General features: G+C 70.3%; 14 protein-coding genes. 6 read left to right on the top strand and 8 right to left on the bottom strand.

Annotation, left to right across the window (positions count from 1 at the left end):
• The first annotated feature begins 171 nt into the window (after nucleotides 1-171).
• Nucleotides 172-1,401 (top strand): serine hydrolase domain-containing protein, encoded by a 1,230-nt coding sequence (locus OHS57_RS33620; RefSeq protein WP_328584357.1) that lies wholly within the window; start codon nucleotides 172-174, stop codon nucleotides 1,399-1,401.
• A 66-nt stretch (nucleotides 1,402-1,467) separates the two neighbouring features.
• On the opposite strand, the gene OHS57_RS33615 is transcribed toward OHS57_RS33620, so the two are convergent.
• Complete coding sequence (locus OHS57_RS33615) at nucleotides 1,468-2,379, bottom strand: AraC family transcriptional regulator (protein ID WP_328584356.1); 912 nt, start codon at nucleotides 2,377-2,379, stop codon at nucleotides 1,468-1,470.
• 208 nt (nucleotides 2,380-2,587) lie between these two features.
• Between OHS57_RS33615 and OHS57_RS33610 the strand changes: the two genes are divergently transcribed.
• Nucleotides 2,588-3,337, top strand: a complete 750-nt coding sequence (locus OHS57_RS33610; RefSeq protein ID WP_328584355.1) for an SDR family oxidoreductase — start codon at nucleotides 2,588-2,590, stop codon at nucleotides 3,335-3,337.
• Nucleotides 3,338-3,541: 204 nt separating this feature from the next.
• Here OHS57_RS33610 and OHS57_RS33605 read toward each other — a convergent pair whose 3' ends face one another.
• Together OHS57_RS33605 and OHS57_RS33600 are read right to left on the bottom strand one after the other, a co-directional pair.
• A complete protein-coding gene (locus OHS57_RS33605) occupies nucleotides 3,542-4,516 on the bottom strand; it encodes an aldo/keto reductase (RefSeq protein WP_328584354.1) in 975 nt (324 codons plus the stop codon).
• 28 nt (nucleotides 4,517-4,544) lie between these two features.
• Nucleotides 4,545-5,018 (bottom strand): MarR family winged helix-turn-helix transcriptional regulator, encoded by a 474-nt coding sequence (locus OHS57_RS33600; protein WP_041993949.1) that lies wholly within the window; start codon nucleotides 5,016-5,018, stop codon nucleotides 4,545-4,547.
• 85 nt (nucleotides 5,019-5,103) lie between these two features.
• Between OHS57_RS33600 and OHS57_RS33595 the strand changes: the two genes are divergently transcribed.
• The 3 genes from OHS57_RS33595 (at nucleotide 5,104) to OHS57_RS33585 (ending at nucleotide 7,458) form a co-directional block, all read left to right on the top strand.
• Nucleotides 5,104-6,003, top strand: a complete 900-nt coding sequence (locus tag OHS57_RS33595; protein ID WP_328584353.1) for an alpha/beta fold hydrolase — start codon at nucleotides 5,104-5,106, stop codon at nucleotides 6,001-6,003.
• Nucleotides 6,004-6,286: 283 nt separating this feature from the next.
• Entirely contained in the window at nucleotides 6,287-6,604 is a 318-nt protein-coding gene (locus OHS57_RS33590; protein WP_328584352.1) for a hypothetical protein, read from the top strand.
• A 248-nt stretch (nucleotides 6,605-6,852) separates the two neighbouring features.
• The gene (locus OHS57_RS33585; protein WP_041993940.1) at nucleotides 6,853-7,458 is read left to right on the top strand and encodes a response regulator transcription factor; all 606 of its coding nucleotides are present in this window, start codon (nucleotides 6,853-6,855) and stop codon (nucleotides 7,456-7,458) included.
• Between the two features lie 40 nt (nucleotides 7,459-7,498).
• Here OHS57_RS33585 and OHS57_RS33580 read toward each other — a convergent pair whose 3' ends face one another.
• The 4 genes from OHS57_RS33580 to lanKC all read right to left on the bottom strand — a co-directional run bounded on the left by OHS57_RS33580 (nucleotide 7,499) and on the right by lanKC (nucleotide 14,203).
• Nucleotides 7,499-9,385: an ATP-binding cassette domain-containing protein gene (locus OHS57_RS33580; RefSeq protein ID WP_328584351.1), complete on the bottom strand. Its 1,887-nt coding sequence runs from the start codon at nucleotides 9,383-9,385 to the stop codon at nucleotides 7,499-7,501.
• Nucleotides 9,382-11,181: an ABC transporter ATP-binding protein gene (locus tag OHS57_RS33575; protein WP_328584350.1), complete on the bottom strand. Its 1,800-nt coding sequence runs from the start codon at nucleotides 11,179-11,181 to the stop codon at nucleotides 9,382-9,384. Before OHS57_RS33575 ends, OHS57_RS33580 begins: the two co-directional genes overlap by 4 nt.
• A 163-nt stretch (nucleotides 11,182-11,344) precedes the next feature.
• Nucleotides 11,345-11,476, bottom strand: coding sequence for a SapB/AmfS family lanthipeptide (locus OHS57_RS33570; protein ID WP_041993935.1), 132 nt, complete (start codon nucleotides 11,474-11,476; stop codon nucleotides 11,345-11,347).
• A gap of 36 nt (nucleotides 11,477-11,512) precedes the next feature.
• On the bottom strand, nucleotides 11,513-14,203 hold the full coding sequence (gene lanKC / locus OHS57_RS33565) for a class III lanthionine synthetase LanKC (RefSeq protein ID WP_328584349.1): 2,691 nt from the start codon (nucleotides 14,201-14,203) through the stop codon (nucleotides 11,513-11,515).
• Between the two features lie 778 nt (nucleotides 14,204-14,981).
• On the opposite strand from lanKC, the gene OHS57_RS33560 reads away from it, so the two are divergent.
• Nucleotides 14,982-15,524, top strand: a complete 543-nt coding sequence (locus OHS57_RS33560; protein ID WP_328584348.1) for a DUF4232 domain-containing protein — start codon at nucleotides 14,982-14,984, stop codon at nucleotides 15,522-15,524.
• 146 nt (nucleotides 15,525-15,670) lie between these two features.
• Here OHS57_RS33560 and OHS57_RS33555 read toward each other — a convergent pair whose 3' ends face one another.
• Nucleotides 15,671-16,816, bottom strand: coding sequence for a ricin-type beta-trefoil lectin domain protein (locus tag OHS57_RS33555; RefSeq protein ID WP_328584347.1), 1,146 nt, complete (start codon nucleotides 16,814-16,816; stop codon nucleotides 15,671-15,673).
• Between the last annotated feature and the right edge of the window lie 3 nt (nucleotides 16,817-16,819).

Below are 16,819 nucleotides of genomic sequence, written 5' to 3'. Positions count from 1 at the left end.
GATCAGACCATTCACCCGCAGAGCGTGCGACAGCGGGTCGGCACGGACAAGCGAGTACCGCGCGGCTCCGAACGGGTGGATTCACGAGAACACGTTCGAAAAGGGGTCTCTCGCGGCGGATTCGGATGGTGATGTGGCCGCCCGAACCCTGACTGGAAGAGGTGCCACGGCATGCGACGTACGCCCCGCCGCCGACTGCTCGCCGCGACACTGTTCGTCGCGTCCGTCGTGATTCCGATGACGGCTGCGCCGGCCACGACCGTCCAGGCCACGACGGTGCGAGCCACTGACGCCCGCACCACGCCCACCGACGGGCACCCGGGGAGCCGGCCGGCCGCCGGCGGTCTCGGCCCCGTCCTGACCGCCCGGCTCGACAAGACGATCGAGGACGTCCGCCGGCAGGCGGACATTCCCGGTGTCGCCGTCGGCCTGTGGATGCCGGGCAAGGGAAGCTACGTCCGCGCGACCGGCGTCGCCGACACCGTCACCGGCCGGCCGATGACCGTCAACCCCTACGTACGGATCGGCAGCGAGACCAAGACCTTCACGGTCACCGCGCTCCTCCAGCTCGTGGACGACCACCGGATCCGGCTGGACGACCCGATCTCCCGCTACGTCCGCGGTGTGCCGAACGGACACCACATCACGCTCCGCCAACTCGCCGAGATGCGCAGCGGATTGTTCCCGTACACCTCCGACGAGGACTTCAACCAGGCCCTGTTGAGCGACCCGGAGCGCTACTTCACCCCTCATGAGGTGCTCGCGTACGGCTTCAAGCACCCGAACACCGCCGCGCCGGGGACGCAGTTCGAGTACTGCAACTCCAACCTGGTCCTGCTCGGTCTTGTGATCGAGAAGGTCACCGGTCACCCGCTCGCCGACGTCATCGACCATCGGGTGCTCCGCCCCGCGGGCCTGCACGACACACTGTTCCCGCACGGACCCGAGTTCCCCGAACCACATCCGCACGGCTACACCGACCAGACGCTGAGCGGAGCCGTCGGCGACGCCACCGACTGGAACCCCAGTTGGGCGTGGGCGGCGGGGGCGATGATCTCGAACCTGCACGACCTGCGCCGCTGGGCGGACGTCGTCGCCACCGGAAAGCTGCTCAGCCCGCAGACCCAGGCACAGCGCCTCACGACACTGCCGACCGGCTTCCCCGGCACCACGTACGGCCTCGGCATCTTCGAGACCAACGGATGGATCGGCCACAACGGCTCCATCCCGGGGTACGAGACGGTGACCGTCTATCTGCCCTCGCAGCGGGCCACCCTGGTGATCATGATCAACACGGACATCACCACCGGGGGCGCGGAGCCGTCCACCCTCCTCGCCCGCGCGATCACGGCGGTCGCGACCCCCGACAACGTCTACGACGGCTCGGTCGTCACACGCTAGGTCGTCACACGCGTGGTCGTTACACGCACGGTCGTCACACGCCAGGTCGCGCCGTTCGGGCCACGCTCAGGTCAGGACACCTGCGGGTGTCCGTACCGCCCGACGCAGCTGGGCGGCGTCCTGGCTCGGGGGCGCGCCGAACTGACGGCGGTACTCCCGGCTGAACTGGGAGGGGTTGTCGTACCCGACCCGATGGCCCACCCCGGTGACGTCGCCGGGGTGGGTGGCGAGCAGCAGCCGGGCCTCCTGCAGCCGGATCTGCTTCTGGAACTGGATGGGGCTCATCGCCGTCACCGACTGGAAGTTGCGGTAGAAGGCGGAGACGCCCATGCCGGCCTGGCGCGCCACGTCCTCGACCCGGAAGGGCTGCGCGTAGTGCTCCCGGATCCAGCGCACGGCCCGTGAGACATGGCTAAGGCTGCTGTCCGCAAGGCCGAGCTGGCGCACCGTCGCGCCGTGCTCGCCGTTGATCAGCCGCCACAGGATCTCGCGCTTGATCAGCGGGGCCAGGACGGCCCGGTCGCGTGGCTCGTCGAGCAGGCGCAGCATCCGCACCACCGCGTCCAGCAGCGCGTCCGGCGCGTCGCTGACGGCGATCCCCGACGGCGCGCCACCGCTGGTACGGGGGGTGTGCGCGGCCCCGGACCCGGTTCCGAGCAGCAGGTCGGCGATGGCGGACGGTTCCAGGACGAGGCCGAACCCCAGCGCGGGCTGCTCGGGGTCGGCCCGAGTGAACTGTCCCGTGACAGGCAGGTCGACGGAAGCGACCAGATACTGCCCGGGCCCGTACTCGAACACCCGCTCCCCCAGGGCGAGGCGCTTGGCGCCCTGGACGATGACGGCGAGGAGCGTACCGGACATCGAGGGCGCGGGCGGATCGGAGCGGTCGACCTTCGAGATGTGGACACCGTCGATGGCGGTGGTCCAGTCGGGCCGCGCGTGGCGGGCCAGCAGGGTGCGGTGCTCATCGAGGTTCATCCGTCCATTGCAACACCACCGCGCGCCATGACTCCCACGATCGGGAGGATTGTGCAAGGGTCGGCGAGCATCGGTCTAACATTTGCGCAGGTCACAGCGGTTCAATGGAATTACTGGTTCTCCGGTGGAGCAGGAAAATGTCTGCTCGTCCACACGGATCGCCTGGATTCCACCTCACACGCCGCTGCCACCTCGCAAGGAGCACAACGTGAAGACCGTTCTGATCACTGGCACCTCGTCCGGATACGGGCACGCGACCGCCCTCCACTTCCACGAGCAGGGGTGGAACGTCATCGCCACGATGCGGACGCCACGTCCGGGCATCCTGCCCGACGCGGACCGGCTCCGCGTCGTCGCCCTGGACGTGACGAGCCCGGAGAGCATCGCCGAGGTGTTCGCGACGGTGGGGCCCGTCGATGTCCTCGTCAACAACGCGGGCGTGCCCTCGATCAGTGTGTTCGAGGGCACGACCATGGCGAGGGTGCGGGAGGTCTTCGAGACCAACACCTTCGGTGTGATGGCGATGACGCAGGCGGTGCTGCCGCAGTTCCGTGAGCGTGGTTCCGGCGTGGTGGTGAACGTGACCTCCAGCGTGGTGCTGGGCCACATGCCGCTCTCGGCCGTCTACAAGGCCAGCAAGCTCGCCGTTGAGGGGTTCACCTCGTCCCTCTCCCTCGAACTCGCACCGTTCGGTGTGTACGCGAAGACGGTCGAGCCGGGCGCCTGCCTGACGACGAATTTCGCGGCCAGGGCAACCGGCGGCGGATCCCTGGACACACTCGTCCCAGAGCCCTACGCGCCGTTCGCGAAGAAGGCCATGGACGACTTCACGGGCCAGGACGTGTTCACCAAGGAGAGCGACGTCGCCGAGACGGTATGGCGGGCTGCCCACGACACGACCGGCCAGCTACGGTTCCCGGCAGGCCCCGACGCGATGGCACTCGCCCAGGCGAAGTAATCGCGGGCCGCCTTCCCGGCGAGAGGAGTGCGAACGTGACCGTGCCCGAGGACGAAGAGCAGATCCGGACCCTGATCGAGCAGTGGGCCGTGGCGGTGCACCGGGGCGATATGAACGGTGTCCTGGCGGACCACTCCGACGGGGCGAGTCCGTGACAGCCGGGTCCGGTCCCCGTCAAGGAGGACCGGACCCCGACGGGCCCTGTCAGCGTTCCATCATGCGCAGTCCGGCCTCGTCGTGAGTGGCGCCCGCGGCCGGCGGAAGGCCGGTGAGCGTGGCGAGTTGCGCCTCGCTGAGGTGCACCTCGTCGGCGGCGGTGTTCTCCTCGACCCGGGCCACGCGCTTGGTGCCGGGGATGGGTGCGATGTCCTCGCCCTGGGCCAGCAGCCAGGCCAGGGCAACCTGGGCCGGGGTGGCACCGATCTCGGCCGCGACGGCGGCGACTTCGTCGGCCAGACGCAGGTTGTGCCGGAAGTTCTCCTCGGTGAACCGGGGATTGCCGGCGCGGAAGTCGGTGGGGTCGAACTCGTCGGTGGAACGTACCTTGCCGGTCAGGAAGCCGCGTCCCAGTGGTGAGAACGGGACGAAGCCGATGTTCAACTCGCGCAGCACCGGCAGGACATGGGCCTCGGGGTCGCGGGTGAACAGCGAGTACTCGGACTGTACGGCGGTGACCGGGTGGACGGCATGGGCGCGGCGGATGGTGTCGGGTCCTGCCTCGGACAGACCGATGTGCCGGATCTTGCCCTCGTCGACCAGCTCGGCCAGGGCACCGACCGTGTCCTCGATCGGCGTGGTGGGGTCGACGCGGTGCTGGTAGTACAGGTCGATGTAGTCGGTGCCCAGGCGCGAGAGGGAGCCCTCCACCGCCGTACGGACGCCGGCCGGACTGCTGTCCGTGCCACCCTCGCGGCCGGTGTGGGAGATGAGACCGAACTTCGTCGCCAGGACGACCTGCTCGCGGCGGCCCTTCAGGGCGCGGCCGACCAACTCCTCGTTGGTGTAAGGGCCGTAGACCTCTGCGGTGTCGATGAACGTGACGCCCAGTTCGAGGGCCCGGTGGATGGTACGGACGGACTCGGCGTCGTCGCTTCCGGCGCCCGTGTAGCCGTGGGACATCCCCATCGCGCCCAGGCCGACGCGGGCAACGTCCAGGTCACGCAGTTTGATGTGTTTCATTGGCCTCGTCTCTCCTCGTTGGCTGTCGCTACGCCTCCGGGTCGCGCGCGATCCAGCCCGGTGAGTCGAGCCGGATCGCGGCGTCCCCGACGAGCGTGCGGAGTGTTTCTTCGAGCGCGGCGATCGAGGTGGCACCCACCTGCTCCTCCCACTGCTCACGCATCTCGTCGAAGATCGCTTCACCCTGTCGCACCATCGCGAGTCCGCGCTCGGTGACGCGCAGTCGCGTCCGGCGGCGGTCGGCCGAGTCGGCTTGGCGCACGACGTAGTCGCGTTCCTCCAGCGCGGCGATCGTCTTCGCGGCCGCCTGTCTCGTCACCGACATCCTGCGTGCGAGCTCGGTGGCGCTGTCGGCGCCGGACAGAATCGAGTGGAGGGCGAAGTCGTGCACCGGCCGTACGTCCTCGTACCCGCGCTCGGCGAGCTCGACGGTGGCCCGATCCGCCAGCGTGCGGAAGCCGGCGAGCAGCAGCAGCGCGAGATCGGCGCCTGATCTGGACATGCGGCCAGCATACGGCCCCCTTTGACAAGAGCAACCTGGTTGCCTATCGTGGTACGCAACCAGGTTGCCTATTTAGGAGCTTCCCATGACCCCGATCACGCCCCCGGGCGCCACCCTTCCCGGCGTCACCCACCACCTCGCCGACGTCAACGGAACACAACTGCACTACGTCTCCGCCGGTACCGGCGGCTCGCCGATCCTGCTGGTGCACGGCTGGCCGGAGACCTGGTGGGCCTTCCGCAAGCTGATCCCCCTGCTCGCGCCGACCCACCGGGTCTTCGCCCTCGACCTGCGCGGGTTCGGCGACTCCGGCAACGCCGACACCGAGTACGGCGAGGCGGTCTCGGCCGAGGACCTGCACCATCTCGTGGCACACATCGGCGCGGGCCCGGTTCACATCCTCTGCCAGGACATCAGCGGCGGCACAGGCTTCCGCTTCGCGGCCACACACCCCGAGGACGTCATCAGCCTCACCGGAATCGAGACGACCCTGGCCGGCTTCGGATTCGAGGCCCTTGCCGACGTCAACAACCACGGCTCGTGGCATGTCGGATTCCTCGGCGCCCCGGGCATCGCCGGCATGCTCCTCCCGGGTCATGAGCGGGAGCTGCTGGCCGACTGGGCCTTCCCACTGATGAACGGCACGCCGGGCTCCATCGACGCAGGCGACGTCGACGAGTTCGTACGAAGCTACGCGCGCCCGGACGCCTGGCGGGGCACGGAGGGTCTCTACCGGGGCATTTTCACCGACCACGGCGCGACGAAGGCGCTGGCCGAGTCACACCCGATCGCCGCGCCGGTGCTCACGGTTGAGGCAGCCGGGCATGGAGGCATCACCGAACGGACCTTCCGTCAGGTGACCGCCGGCGAGGTCACCGCTGTGCAGTTCGACAAAGTGGGCCACCTCATCGCGCAGGAAGCTCCCGAAGCACTGGCGGCCACACTGCTGGAGTTCACGGCAAGGGTCGACACCAAGCGGACCTGAGCACCAACCACCAGGACAGGCCAACCTTGATGCCCCATATGTCACAGAAATAGTTGCCACACGGCACGCTTCTCGGGGTGAACACTCTGGTGCACACCGTAGTCACATTGGCCGAAAAGAGCGCTCTTGGTCCCGCATTCGCTCGCCATACGGCAACCAAACAGTCAAGATCCGTCAAAGGACCACTCGTAGCGGTCCATATCCCCCCACCGCGTCACCGCCCGGTGCCACGCGTCCACAGCTGACGCGGCCCGCGTCGGCCAGCTCTCCAGGGGGAAGAGCGATGACCACCAGCGACCCACGCACCGCGCGCCAACCGTCCACCTCGGCCACCCGCCGCGCGGGTCAACTCCTCTGCTGGGCACACGCCTTCGCCATGACCCTCACCGCGGTCGAAGCCGTCACCCACCCCACCGCCGCCTGGTGGCCCCCTGTATGGCCCACAGCCTGGGCCCTCACCGCCGCGGCCTTGGCCTGCTGGCTCACCCTCCGCACGATCGAAAAACGCCGCGCCCATGCGGACGGGGTCACCGCCGCCGAGAGCAGCTCTGCCACGTCCGCGGCCCGGAGGGCATCATCGTCGGACCGGCCGAGCAACTGAGCTGAGACAGCAACGCGCCGGCCTGCCGGGCTCATGGCGCGCCGCACCGCAGGACGGGTGCGGCGCGCCATGAGGGCGCATTTCGTGCTTCAACGTTGGGGTCGCGCGCCCCCGTCGCCTCAACGCATCCCGGGAATAAGACAGTTTGCGTCGGGTAGGGCGTCTCACTGCGATGAACTGGTTACTGCCCGCACATGGCGGAGTACCTGTTTCGCATGTATTGACCCGACTGAGGAACGGACTGGCTCATGACAACGGTTCTGTTGGTACACGCAGTCCCTTTGTGGCGGGCCTCGTTGGCGAGCCTGCTCAGCAGCGATCACGTACTTCACGTACGGACGACGGACAAGGGCGGAGTCCAGGCCGCGTCCGAGGAGTCGCTCCCGGACATCTTCGTGGCCGACCTCGACTGTCCGTACTCGGTCGAGGTGCTGATGGAGGTGGAGTCGGTACGCAAGTCGATGGACAGCGAGGGGGCGTTGGTCGTCCTGGCCCGGCGCGACCGGCCCGGCGGGCTGCGAAGAGCCTTCGCCGCAGGCGCGCGCGGCTACATAGACAAGTACGGTCCGGTCAAGAGCCTGCCCGACGTGATGCGCAAGATCGCCGACGGCGGGCGGCACATCGACGAATCACTGGCCTTCGGGCTGCTGCAGGCCGCCGATCTGCCGCTGTCCGCGCGTGAGTTGAGCGTGCTCTCGCTGGCGGCCGAGGGCGAGTCCATCGGCGCTATAGCGGGCGCCCTCCATCTGAGCAGCGGAACGGTACGCAACTACATGGCCGCGGCCATCCGCAAGTGCGGCGCCCGCAACCGGCAGGACGCGATACGTCTGTCGAACCAGTTCGGCTGGCTGTGAAGCGATACGCCGGGTACGGCGCGCCGGGTACGGAGCCGTCCTACGGCGCCCGGCCCGGCTCCGGCGCCCACGTGCCGGTCAAGTCCCGGTAGAGGGCGGAGCTTTCGAGCAGTTCGGCCGAGGTGCCCTGCGCCGTCCGGGCTCCGTCCACCACCAGGATCCGGTCGGCGCGCGCCGCCGACGTCAGCCGGTGGGCGATGACCACGAGCGTCCCGGCGCGCGCGGCGAGCGCGGTCTCGGCCCGCGCCTCGGCCGCCGGGTCGAGGTGGCTGGTGGCCTCGTCGAGGATGAGCAGCGGGGCCGTGGCGAGATGGGCCCGGCCCAGGGCGATGAGCTGGCGTTCGCCCTGGGACAGCAGGGCGGGCTCGACCATGGCGTCCGGTCCGCCGAGCCGGTCCAGCAGACCGTGCAGGCCGAGAGCGTCCACCGTCTCGGCGATGTCCTGCTCGGACGCGTCGGTGCGGAGGTAGCGCAGGTTGTCCCGCAGGGACGCGGTGAACACGTAGGCCTGCTGCGGAAGGAGCGTACGCGCGCTCCTGGGGTCCAGGTCAGCCGTGGGACGCCCGTACCAGCGCACCTCTCCCCCGGTCGGCGGGACGACCCCGGCGAGCACCGCGGCGAGCGTCGACTTGCCGCTGCCGCTGGGCCCGACGACCGCGAGGTGTTCGCCGCGCCGGACGGTGAGGTCCAACCCGTCGAGCACGGGCCGGGCGGACGGGCCGTACGCGAAGGTGACCTTCCGCAGCTCGGCCACCACGGGACCGGAGGGCGCGGACCGGCCGCTGCCGGCAGTGGCGGCGGTGGCGTGCCGGATCTGCGCCGGGACCGGCGTCCCGGACGGGGCCGGTGCGGTGGCGGACGGCGGCTCGGCGGGCGGTGGTACGGGGTTGGTGAACCGGTCCAGTACGACCACCAGGCGCCCCCCGGCCGTGCCCAGCATGCTCATCAGGGCGTGTACGGCCGGGGCCAGCGCCTGGGTCAGATAGGTCAGCGCCCCCACCAACGCACCGCCGGTGAGGCCTCGGCGCATCAGCCAGGGCGCGGCGAAGAGCAGGAGCAGGGGCGGCACCCGGCCGCAGACCGCGAGCGCGACGACGCGCACGGCGGCCCACCGGGCGAGCGAACGCGCAGCGGCTGCCTGCCGGTCGGCCAGCTCCCTGCCCGCGCGCGCGACGGGTTCCGCGGCGCCGGCCGCCGCGATGTCGCGCAGCGCGGACGCGGTGTGTCCGGCGTGCGCGGCGAACGCCTCGTCTGCGCCGAGATAGGCGCGCTGTCCGGCCGCCATCGGGACCAGGGTGGCCAGGAACAGCGCCAGGCCGAGTACCAGCGGCGGCAGCACGACGAGCAGCAACTCGGGTGCCAGGGCGGCCATCCCGGCGAGGGCGCCCGCCGCGGTGAAGACGAAGGAGCGCAGGGTCAGCACGAGTCCTGCCCAGCTGTCGCGGGCGATCTCGCTCTGGTGGGTGACCTGCGAGACGGACCGGGTGGTGGCGGTGTCGGTCCGCCGGTCCAGTGCGGTCGTCAGGGCTCGGGCGACCGCGCGCCGTACGAGTCCGTCCCTGAACGGCTCGACCAGGTCGGCCAGCCGGGCGAAGATGCCGCGGGTGGCGAGCCAGGTCGGCAGGGTGGCGGCAGCGGCAACCGCCAGCCACAGCAGACCGGTTGACGAACTCCCGGCCAGAAAGCCCTGGTCGAGGGCGCGGGCCACCCCGTACCCGCTCAGGAAGGTCTGGACGAATTCGACCAACGACCAGGCCGCCAGGCGCAGAAGGACCGAGGTGCGGGCCCGCAGGAACGGCGCCGCTTCCCTCGCGACGCGGCGGAGCGCGCCGGCCGACGACGGTGCGTCGGAGCCGGATGCCCGCCCTGCCGGTGGGTCCTGCCGCCGTGCCCGGGGCTCCACCGTCACGGAGGATTCGCGCGTCATCGCGGGTCCTCCTCCGCGACGAGCGCCGGTTCGCCGGATCCGGCCCCTTCGGCGGACTTCTCCTTGTCCGCTGACTTCTCCTCGTCCTCGGCCGGCGGCACGACGAAGACGGCGCGGTAGGCGTGGTCCGCCCACAGGTCTTCGTGCCGGCCCACCGCGCGCACGGTGCCGTTGTCGAGCCACACCACCTGGTCCGCTTCGACGACCGAGGAGAGCCGGTGGGCGACGATCACTCTGGTGCTCGTACCGGCCCGGCGCGCGAGGTCTCGCTGGACCTGTCGTTCGGTGACGGTGTCGAGCCCGGAGGTGGCGTCGTCGAGGACCAGTAACCGCCCGGTGTGCGCGAACGCGCGTGCGAGGCCGAGGCGTTGGCGTTCGCCGCCGGACAGCGGTGCCTGCGCGAGCGGGGTCCGGTACCCGTACGGCAGCAGCTCGATGAAGCCGTCCGCCGAAGCGGCCCGTGCAGCGGAGCGCACCTCGGACGGCGACGGCTGGACGGCGCCGAAGGCGATGGTGTCCTCGACGGTCGTACCCAGCAGCGCCGGCCGGGCGAAGGCGTACGTCACGTCGTGGCGCAGCCGTACGGGTTCCACGGCGTCCAGGGGTACGCCGTCCAGTGTGACGGTTCCGGCGTCGGGGTCGGTGAGCCGGCCCGCCACGGCCGCCAGGACGGACTTGCCGGATCCTGACCGGCCGACGACGGCGGTCGATGTACCGCCGGGGACGGTGAAACTCACGTCCCGCAGCAGGTCGTTGCCGTCGCGCACCACCTTCACACCGCGCAGCTCCAGCGTTCCAGGGCCGCCGGGCGGCAGGGTGAGCGAGCGGTGGGGCATGGCGGGGAGGGCGAGCAGGGGGGCGAGGCGGCGGGCCGCGGCGTGGCTGCGTGACAGCGCGCCCAGGGTGCCGGTCAGCGAGCCGAGACCGACGGCGAGCATGGCGTAGCGGGAGACGGCGACGAGGTCGCCGACGCTGATCGCGCCGGCCGCGAGCCGCAGTCCGGCGACGGCGAGGACCAGAACGGTGAGCAGCGGCAGCAGGACGTCGCTGCGGCCGGTGGCGCGCCCGTACACCTCCCAGGTACGCCGTCCGTACCGGGCGAGTGCGGAGAGGGGTTCGAGGATACGGGCGTACTCCCGGGCCCCGGTGTGCGCCGCCCGGACGGTCGCCGCGCCGTCGAGGACTTCGGAGAGCCGGGTGGCGACGTCGGCCTGCGCGCGTTGGTAGTCGGCGGTGGTGTCGGCCGTGTGCCGGGCGAACGTCACCAGCAGGGCGACGAGGGCGGGGGCGCCGGTGAGCAGCGCGGCGGCCGTCCAGGGGTCGATCAGGAACAGTCCGACCAGTCCGCCCACGGGGAGGAGGACAGCGGCGACGGAGCCGGCCAGGGTGACGGGGGCGGACGCGGCGTCGGCAGCGTTGGCGGACAGCCGGGTGGCGAGGTCGCCGGGGGCGACGGTCTCGCCGTGGCGGGGCTCGGCGCGCACCACCCGGTCGAGGGTCTGCCCGCGCAGCCACGCGGTCAGCCATGCGGTGGCGCCGCCTCCCAGCAGGGCTGCGGCGGCGTCGAGCAGGACCTCGGCAGCGGTGAGTGCGGCGCACAGCAGAAGGGCCGGCCAGGGGACGGCCCTACCGGTCACGATGTGGTCAACGGTGGTGCCGAGCGCTGCGGGCAGTGCCACCGCGGCGAGCGCGGCGCCCGCGGAACACACCAGGACACCGGTGAGGGCTGCGGGCCGCCTGCGGGCGAGATCCAGTGCGGTACCGCCGGCGGACGGGACGTCGGGAGCGCTGGTCACGCCGGGATCCTTCCGTCGGTGTGTCGCGCGTGCACCGCGCGCTGAATCGGGTGATCGGGTGATCGGGTACAGCTGATCCCGGGCGGAGAAACCGCCCGGGATCAGACTGTGCCGCCGACAGCCGCCCGGTCGCCTCAGCCACCGGTCAGCGCGACGGCGCGCGTCACGGGGTGCAGAGGACGACGCTCAGCGAGCTGAACTCGCAGATGAGCAGGCTGACCTGGCTGCCCGTCGCGACGTCGCCGAACGCCTCTTCGGCCGGGGTCTCCATCGCCTGAAGGTCAAGAAGAGCCATGATGGTGTCCTTTCTGGGGACTGTTGTGTGCGGGATTTAGCAACGGCCCCGAATGGGACCGGTCTGTGGGCCGCCTTGTCCGGCGCGGTGCGCGCCGTTCGGCGGCAGGAACGGCAGCGACGCCGGGGTGTCCCCGAGCGCGCTGCCCAGAGCGAGCAGGCAGCCTGCGGTGCCGGTGCTCAGGTCCATCGACAGCCGCATCAACTGCTCTCCCGGGAAAGCCACTTCACCCTGGTACGGCATGACGTGGAGTCCCAGGAGCGCGGTGTGCCTGCGGATGACGCGCTGTCGGTCGGCCGGCTCTCCCGCCGAGGTGCGGGCCAGTTGGAGCACGAGTCCGGCCACCCCCCGGAAGAGGCCGGGCTGGACGTAGAAGGCGGACCGGGAGGCGGGGAGCAGCGCGTGCAGCGCGACTGCGAACGCCTCGTCGCCGGGCCGGTGCCGCAGGTAGTCGTCGATGACCGTCGCGAGGCCGGCGCTGCCGGCTCCGAGGTACGGCATCGTCCGTTTGCCCTCGACCACCAGGAGCGCCCCGTCGGCGCCTTCCTGGCAACGGGCCAGGTCGCGGCGGAGCGCGGTGCCGGCCAGGTCGAGCAGCGCGGGGTCCCCGGTCGCCTCGTACCGGCGTACGAAGAGCAGGGCGATGCCGGTGGCGCCGTGCAGCAGCCCGGTCCTGGAGGTGGGCGGGCCGTCCGTGAGCGACCGGGCGGCCAGCGCCGTACAGCGGTCGGCGGCGTCGGCGAGTACGGCGGCGTCCTGGGCGTCGGCCGCGCGGGCCAGATCGTGGAGGGCGAGGGCCACTCCGGCGTAGCCGCTGTGCAGGTCGGCGGTGAGCCCTTCGAGTGGCTGTTTCGCGACGAGGAGGGCGAGTTCGGTCGCCTGGTCCTGGTGTCCCAGCCGGTCGAGGGTCCAGGCGATGCCCGCCAGTCCGTCGTAGAAGCCGACGGGTGTGCCGGGCGCCGGGGACTTGACGCGGGCCAGCAGCCATTCCGCGGCCTCCGGACAGGAGGGTGCTCCGGTCTCCCGGAGGGCGTGGAGGACTCCTGCCGCGCCGTAGCCGAAGGACTGGCCGCCGGCGGGCGAGGCGAACTGGGCGATGTCGCCGGGGAAGCAGCGGTCGTCGCGCTCCGGTGTGCGGGAGTCGATGATCGCGCGGGCCATCGAGTCCCGGCTGCGCGGCCAGTCACCGAGCGCGGTAACCGATGGCCCCCATGCGTCGGGGTGGCCGTCCGCCACTACCGCGGCCGTGGTCCCGGTCCCGGTCCTGGTCTTGGTCTCGGCGATCGGCGCGGTGTCCGGTGCGGCGTCCCGCAGGATCTCCTCGACGGCCGGACGGAGGCGGGCTTCCGGTATCCCGTAGATGAGGGATATCTCTTCCGCGAGTCGGGCCGCCTTGCGCCGGTCGATCGCGAACAGCGTGGTGAGCGGCAGGAACAGCGCGAGCCGCAGACAGGCCAGTGCGTACCGGTCGATGTCCGCCCCCCGCCGGTCGGACGGCGCGACGAACGCCGGGTTGGCGACGATCTGGCGGCGCCGCTCGTCGGTTCTCGACGCGGCCTCGAAGTCCAGCAGTACGACCCGGGATTCGTCCTCGGAGACCATGATGTTGCTCATGTGCAGGTCGCTGATGACGACACCGCGTTCATGGACGTCGAGCACGGCACGCTCGACGAGTCCGTACAACCTCGTTGCCCACGCGGCGTGTTCGGCGATCAGCTCCGGTGTCGGCTCCGCCTGCGAGAGCGGGAACCTGCGGGCGAACACGGCGTTGAGGGTGGCGCCGGGCACGTGCTGCAGTACGAGGAAGCGGTGCTCACCGATGTCGAGGGTGTCCCGGACCTCGGGTACGCAGTCCAGCCCGGTCAGTTGCTCCAGCGCCACCCGCTCGCGCTCCAGCCGGGCCACCGCGTCGGCCCCGTCCGCGGCCAGTCCGGCGTACGGCCGTGCTTCCTTGAGCACCACACGCTCCCCGCTGCGGGTGTCCCGGCCGAGGTAGACGCCTCCCCCGTTGGAGAAGTGCAGGGCGCCCTCGACGGCGTAGGGCACATCGGCCAGCCCGACGGCCTTGCGCGCCTCAAGATGCGGCAGCAGGAACGGCGGGGGTGTCACCCACGCGGGGATGTTCAGCGAAGGACCGCGCGGATCGGGGACGAGCCGGCCCTGCGGATCGGCGACTGCGGGTACGAGGCGGCCGTCGGGCGCGGGACAGAACCGCGGTGCGAACGCCCCGTACCGCACATGCACGGGGCCACTGCCGCAGCGCAGATCGCTCAGGATGTAGGGACCGTGCTCACCTTCGAGAAGGGCCATCAGCCCCTCGCACACATCCTGGAACTGGTCCTCGGAGTGTGGATACACCGTGATGAATTTGCCACTGCCCGCCCGGTCCGCGTACTTCGCGTTACGCAGATGCAACAGGGCGGGCCCGGGTATGAACTTGACGGGCAGCCGGCGCGGGAGACAGTAGTCGAGCACCCGCCGCAGAACCGATTCCGCGTTGTCGAGTCCCGCCGAGACGTGGATCTTCCAGCCCTGCGACGGCACCCGCAGACCGAGCGGGCTGAGGGAGAGCCAGTCACCACGCCGCGACCGCTCCCACCCCTCGGGGGCGGCCTCACGGGCCGGACCGTAGAGCGCGCCTTCACCCTGACGACCGGCGGAGGAGCGGTGCGGCGCGTCGTAGAAGACACGGTCCGCCTCGCAGTATGCGGCGTACTCCGGATTCACACTCACTCCCCTGCAGTCGCGGTGTTGCCGACGTCGTGTCGTTGTCGGCGCGCTACAGAAGGTGCCACGCCGCGGGAGAGCCGCAACAGTCACCGCTGTCACGTCTCGCGTGTGCACCCGGACATGCACAATGCACCCTCCACCCGCACACCGACCACGGCCGAACGCACGGACTCACCGACTGCCCGGCATGCGCGGCGCAGACGTCATGGCGGGACGAGGTTGGTTCTGACCGAGATCCGGCTGGGCCAATATCCGCCCTGAACGTTGTCAACAACCCTCACTCGACAGTCAATGGCTGCCATGACATCTCTCGTCTGTAGAGACGATCGAGAAGGGTCAACAAACGGTAGGCGGTTTCAGCGGCTTGCGGTATGCGCGTTTTACTCATCTCTTGCCTGATGCTGCCGGTCCGCAGCCGGCCGGTGGGCGCCCTCCCTACGGCCGACGCCCTCCCGTTCCAGTCGGCCGTTCCAGGCAGTCGGCATCTGCCCTGGTCAGCGCACCTTTCAGCATTCCAGCTTCCCGGAATGACCGTTCCTTGTTGCGGATGGAACAGATCGCGGAACAAGCTGAGGTCGTCACAATAGATGTGCAGCCAGCCTTTCCGATAATCCGCCGGGCCCGCTCGCGGTGGGCTGGAAGCAGCGGACGCGACCTCCCGAGAAATCCCCGAAGAAACTTCTCCGCCGCACCGAACCCTTCCCGCACACTTCACGTCTTCAAGTCCGCAGAAGCGCTTACCAAACTCGCCAATTCCTATCCAGGAGCCGAATTCATGAAGAGCAAGCTGACCGTGATGACCGTTGCCGCCGTGGTCGCCGCCGGCACCGTCGCCGCCGCCGTCCCGGCCTCGGCCGCCACCGCCAAGGCCGCGCCGACCCGCTGCCACACCGCGGATCTGAAGGCCGGTTTCGCCCTGGGCGGTGACGCGGCGCCGGAGATGGGGCAGAGCGCGAAGCAGACGCAGGCCTTCATCTGGTTCACCAACACGAGCAAGCGCACCTGCACCCTGTCCGGCTTCGCGGGTGTCGACATGACCGGCGCTCAGACGACCGACGGCACCTGGTCGTTGGCGCGTTCCTCCGAGAAGCCCGTGAAGATCGCCCTGGCACCGGGGGACACGACGGACTTCAGCATCACCCTGCTCCCGGTGGCCACGTCCACGCCGAAGAAGGAGAAGTTCGTTCCGTCGAAGTTCCTGGTGACCCCGCCGAACGAGACGACCCACTTCACCCTGAAGTGGCCGTTCGGCGGCCAGATCCTCAAGCAGGACGGCGCCACACACCCGGCCACCTTCCTCAACCCGGTAGGAAAGTAGGCACCGGCCGGCTGCTGACCGGATCCGGCGGGGCGATGCGGCTCGCCCCGCCGGACTCCGAGACACCGGCTTCGGATATGGATCAGTTCAGCGCGAGGAACGACCGGTACAGCTTGCGCAGCCGCGGCACACGCCTCTTTCGGCCGTCAACTCGGCTGCAGAGACGTCCATTTCTGGTTGGCGGAGCCGTTGCAGTCCCACAGCACCAACTGTGTGCCGTCGGTGGTCGAGGCAGCCGGGTCGTCCAGGCAGCGGCCGGACACGGGGTTGCGGTAGCCTCCGTTGTAGACCTGCCACTGCTGGTTGGTACCGCCGTTGCAGTCCCAGATCTCGATCTTCGTGCCGTTGGCGGTGCCGGCGCCGGTGGCATCCAGGCACTTGCCCAGGGCGCGAAGCGTGCCGTCGGTGCGCGCCGACCAGATCTGGGCGTCGGTGCCGTTGCATCCCCAGATCTGCACGGCGGCGCCGTTCGCACTGCTGCCGGCGTTGACGTCCAGACACTTCCCCGCGACACCGGACTGCACCTGTTGGCCCACGCCCACCGGCGCCTTGAGCCAGCCCGCACTGTCGGCGGCCTGGATGCCGGCGTTGAAGGCATCAGCCATCTTGCTGAAGCCGTTGTCGTTGGGGTGCAGGGCGTCGGAGAGGTCCGCCGCCGTCAGGGCACTCATGTCGACGAAGCGCACGTGCTTGCCCGCCGCCTGCTTCGCCGACACCATCCCGGGGATCGTCGCGTTGAACGCCGGCCGGCTGGCCTCCTCGCCGGCACTGGTGGAAACGATCACCGATCCCACCAGCACGGTCGCGTCAGGAGCGGCGTTGGTGATCCGGTCGATCAGCGCGCTCAGCCGGGCGGGAGCGGTCGGTACCTCGTAGTTCCCGTTCAGATCGTTCGTGCCGATTTCCAACGTGACGACGTTGGGCCGGTACCGGGCCAGGACCGAATCGGCGATCGAGTCGATCTGGTCGATACGCCACCCGGAGTGGCCCTCGTTGTCGGGGTCCGACATCGGACCGTTGCGTCCCGAGCCCACGAAGTCCAGAGCGTGGCCCTCGGCCGCGAGCTCGTTCCACAGATAGCCTCGGTAGCTGTTGCCCGACGGACTTCCGACGCCCCAGGTGATGGAGTCGCCCAGGGGCAGGACCCGCAGACTGGCGGGCGCCGCGGCGGCGGCCCGCGTCCCCGGGCTCCCGGCCGTTACCGTTGCCGAGGAAGCCGGTCCGACACTCAGCGCCGTCATCAGCGCCGTTGTCAGTAATGCCGTGGTGACGCAGACGGTGGATCTCTTCATGGT

Source organism: Streptomyces sp. NBC_00370, assembly GCF_036084755.1.
GTDB lineage: Bacteria > Actinomycetota > Actinomycetes > Streptomycetales > Streptomycetaceae > Streptomyces.
This window is presented reverse-complemented; position numbering and strand designations above follow the sequence as displayed.